General features: G+C 61.3%; 3 protein-coding genes and 3 pseudogenes. 4 read left to right on the plus strand and 2 right to left on the minus strand.

Annotated elements, in window-relative coordinates:
• A partial coding sequence (locus tag ACFX5Q_RS34565) for a LysR family transcriptional regulator (RefSeq protein WP_404285034.1) occupies positions 1-343 on the minus strand: 343 nt, incomplete at its 3' end.
• A gap of 161 nt (positions 344-504) precedes the next feature.
• Here ACFX5Q_RS34565 and ACFX5Q_RS34570 point away from each other — a divergent pair.
• The 4 genes and pseudogenes from ACFX5Q_RS34570 to ACFX5Q_RS34585 form a co-directional block, all read left to right on the plus strand.
• Positions 505-735 (plus strand): annotated as a pseudogene (locus tag ACFX5Q_RS34570) (acyltransferase); the annotation flags it as partial.
• A 12-nt stretch (positions 736-747) separates the two neighbouring features.
• Positions 748-859, plus strand: a pseudogene (locus tag ACFX5Q_RS34575) (chitooligosaccharide deacetylase NodB); the annotation flags it as partial.
• 124 nt (positions 860-983) lie between these two features.
• The gene (locus ACFX5Q_RS34580) at positions 984-1,259 is read left to right on the plus strand and encodes an acyl carrier protein (RefSeq protein ID WP_404285035.1); all 276 of its coding nucleotides are present in this window, start codon (positions 984-986) and stop codon (positions 1,257-1,259) included.
• A complete protein-coding gene (locus tag ACFX5Q_RS34585) occupies positions 1,260-2,465 on the plus strand; it encodes a beta-ketoacyl-[acyl-carrier-protein] synthase family protein (RefSeq protein WP_404285036.1) in 1,206 nt (401 codons plus the stop codon). It abuts the gene before it with no gap.
• A gap of 1,101 nt (positions 2,466-3,566) precedes the next feature.
• Here the strand turns inward: ACFX5Q_RS34585 and ACFX5Q_RS34590 are convergent.
• A pseudogene (locus ACFX5Q_RS34590) lies at positions 3,567-3,855 on the minus strand (LysR family transcriptional regulator); the annotation flags it as partial.

Consider the following 3,855-nt stretch of genomic DNA (forward strand, 5'->3'; position numbering starts at 1 on the left):
CCTTTTCAAAAAACACGAGTGTGACGAAATCGGAAACAATGATCCTGAAGCGGCGGTCGGATTGAGCCGGGTTAAACGGATCCCAAGAAATAATCAAGCACTGGATGTGCAGGAGAGCGTCGCGAACTGCGGGGGCGAGTGCTTCCGCACGCGGTGTCAGAATGCGTTCGCGGCCGCTCATCGAAAATAGTTCATCGTGGAAAAAGTCACGCAGCCGGGCGACGGCCGCACTCATGGCCGGCTGACTTAGGTTGATGCGGCGTGCCGCCGCCGTGAGGCCGCGCTCGCTCAGCAGCGCGTCGAGCACGACGAGAAGGTTCAGATCGAGCCCTTTGAAACGCATGTCTTAGCTATCCATAGCGTGAATGCGTTTCATCGAAACAAACGATTTTATCAATCTTCCTGAATCCTACATTGACAACAGCATCTGACGCGCACCGATCACCCACTGCCTCTATCGCGTGACGAGTGCGTTAAAAAGAGCCCGAAAGGAGAAATCTTTCCATGCGCTCCGACGCGCGGTGGAGGTGGAGGTTGTGCTGGAGAATGAGTTGCAACTGGCCATGTCGAACTCTCCGATTTCTTCCGAAAGACCTACGGACGGACTGGCGCCTTTGACGCGAAGCCGTTCGAAGGCGGCCACATCTGGGGCGGTGCGAGGCCGGAATACCGCACAATCGACGCGCACGGCATAGCGCCCACATTGGCATGCTGCGCCGCTTCATCATGATTGGCTAGATCGGACACGGTCCCAATCAACTTTGCACACCGGAGATGCTCGATGTGCTGGCGCAACATCGGGTGCCGCAGCGTTCCTCGTCATCGTGCCTACGCCGCAGACCAGCCCCAACTCATCCGGCTCATCCGGTCCCCCTAAGCAGTTGGTCTTGGTGAGCCGCACAAGCTGGTGAGGGGCAATTTTCGCAACACGGCGCGGCTCAGGCATTGAGCCAGGTCGAAAACGCAAGCTGGAAAGGAACAAGATGGCTGATCAACTGACCAACGAAATAATCGCAATGATCAAGAAGCGCGCCGCGTCGGAGGGCGGCAACATAGCGCCTGCCTCGGGCGAGATAACGGCTGCCACGGGACTGACTTCGCTCGGTATCGATTCACTGGGATTGGCGGACGTTCTCTGGGACCTCGAGCAGGCCTACGGCATCAAGATCGAGATGAATACGTCCGAGGCCTGGTCGGATCTCCAGAATGTCGGCGACATGGTGGAAGCCGTGCGCGGCTTGCTCGCCAAGGGGGCGTGAATGGACAGGCGCGTCGTGATTACTGGGATCGGCGGGCTTTGCGGGCTTGGGACCGACGCCGCCGCCATTTGGAGAGAGATGCGCGAAGGCCGCTCCGCCATCGGCCCAATCGTCAACTCCGAGCTCCATGAATTGAGGGTCAGGATCGGTGCCGAGATCAAGGCGCTGCCGGAGCATGACATCGACGGCAAGCAGCTCGCCTCCATGGACCGCTTCAGCCTGCTCGCCGTGCTTGCGGCGCGCGAAGCCATGCGTCAGGCCGGACTTTCCTGCGATGAAGGAAATCCCTATCGCTTCGGTGCGACGGTGGGCGTTGGCGGCTGCGGCTGGGATACGATCGAGCAAACCTACCGCGGCATGCTTCTCGGCGGTAAGCGTGCTGCCCTTTTGACTGTACCCAAGACGATGCCGGGCGCCGCCGCCAGCCAGGTCAGCATGAATCTCGGCCTGCGCGGGCCGGTGTTTGGCGTCACCTCGGCCTGCGCATCGTCCAACCATGCGATTGCCTCCGCGGTGGACCAGATCAGGCTCGGCCGAGCCGACTTGATGCTTGCCGGCGGCAGCGAAGCGCCGCTCATATGGGGCGTGCTGAAGGCATGGGAATCGATCCGCGTGCTTTCGCCCGATACTTGCCGGCCCTTCTCCGCCGACAGACAGGGACTGGTGCTCGCCGAGGGTTCGGGCATGGCTGTGCTGGAAAGCTATGAGCACGCCGCCGGGCGTGGTGCCACGATCCTTGCCGAGATCGCCGGCATCGGCCTTTCCGCCGATGCCTCCGACATCGTCGCGCCGACCATTGAAGGACCGGAAGCGGCGATGCGTTTCTGTCTGGCGGACGCCGGGCTCAATCCGGAAGACGTCGACTATCTCAACGCGCATGGCACCGGCACCAAGGCCAACGACCAGATCGAGACGGCGGCGATCAAGCGCGTCTTCGGTCAGCACGCCTATTCAATGTCCCTCTCTTCTACCAAGTCCATGCACGCGCATTGCCTCGGCGCGTCCGGCGCGCTGGAGTTGATCGCCTGCGTGATGGCGATCCGCGAGGGCGTCGTGCCGCCGACTGCGAATTATCGTGAGCTGGATCCCGATTGCGATCTCGACGTCACTCCCAATGTGCCACGCGAGCGCAAGGTGCGCGTGGCACTGAGCAACTCCTTCGCCTTTGGCGGCACGAACGCGGTTCTGGCGTTCAGGCAGGTGTAGAAGCCATGAGAGATGCCTCCTTGCTTGCCGGATAACTAATGTGAAGGGCGGGTCATTGGCCGCCTCGGCGAATGCGGGAAGTGACAGCGGAAGCTCGATCCGCGGGATATCGACTTGCGAAATTCTTAGCTGTTGAGCGGCGTGGACGTACCGCCGCCCCGTAAAAGGTAAGCGAGGCCCTGGGGGTTTGGCTCGAGGGTCTAAAGCTTTGCGCGACTATGTCGGGAGGGCCCAGGTGCCGGGCCCTAGGACGCTGTAGCTGCGCCAAGAAGCCACCGGTCTCGGGCCAACATGCGACCCAGCGCCGAGGGCGGAGCCACGGTGGGGAACTCTTGTCGGTGGTTATGTGGCCGAGTCAGTCCGCGCGACGCCCTCTCCGATAGTGTTAGAAGGGTTCAGCTAAAAACTGCGACGAGAAAAGAGCGATACCGCTCTGAAGTTGAGTTGCGGGCGTTTCTGCAAAAGCGTCATGGTGGGAGCGGGTATCCCTTTGTTCGACGGCGGCGACCATCCCTTCGTCCCGACCTCACGGCATTGCGGCGAGCGGCGCACAGCGCGGTCAAGGCTGGCCGTAGGCCAGCGCCGATGGTGGTGCGACACGCGGCCTTGACGGCGCGAGCACGACGCTCAGGCTGAGCCTGTGAGGAACGAGGCGGCTCAGGCCGCCTGTCGCAGCATCTCCTTCTTGGTTCGCGCAAATGCTCCATGTTGAGATCGCGGGTGCCTTCCAGACGGTTCTCGACGGAGCTGTTCGAGCGCTAGCAGCGCTCGAACAAAGCGTTGGTATCGGCGTTGCTGGCGAGTGCAATGCGAAGCGAAGGCGATCACCGTGGAGCTGTTCTGCCACTCTTCACGGCTCGACGGTGAATGAGGAGGCTGCGCGGCGAACGCGCGCCGACGTCAATGCCACGCCATTTTGCTGAACTTGACGCACAACTCCCGCTCCTAGACCAAGGACCCTGAGTTGAAGACATGGAAGGCGGTACCAAACCCACGGATGAGAGTCTGATCAACCGTCGTTCTGAACTCCACTTCTCGCCCCGTGCAGCTTCAGCCGGTCCGACTGCTCGCAACACCTGCCGAGCAGCCGATCTCTCGACCTCAGTCTTGATGCGTGCGACGTCCCGGGGTCTTGCTTGGAGTAGCCATGCGGGACGCCTCCTGCAACATTATCTCCCGCATCCAGATGCTTGCCGGATCACTGTTGTGAAGGGCCGGCCATTGGACGGCCTCGGTAAATGCGGGAAGTGGCAGCGGAAGGTCGACGATCTGCAGGGGGAACGTTTTCTCGAAATGCTTGACCAGCCGGAAGGGCATGGTCGCTATACGAGCTGTGCCTGAGACCATCGGCGGGATCATACTAAATGCCTGCACGACGACCTCGACACGT

The organism is Mesorhizobium sp. IMUNJ 23033 (assembly GCF_044778005.1).
Lineage (GTDB): Bacteria > Pseudomonadota > Alphaproteobacteria > Rhizobiales > Rhizobiaceae > Mesorhizobium > Mesorhizobium amorphae_A.

Excerpts from the sequence above, each read along its gene's own strand:
- ACFX5Q_RS34580 (WP_404285035.1), top strand. The coding sequence starts at position 984 with ATGGCTGATCAACTGACCAACGAAATAATCGCAATGATCAAGAAGCGC.
- ACFX5Q_RS34585 (WP_404285036.1), top strand. The coding sequence starts at position 1,260 with ATGGACAGGCGCGTCGTGATTACTGGGATCGGCGGGCTTTGCGGGCTT.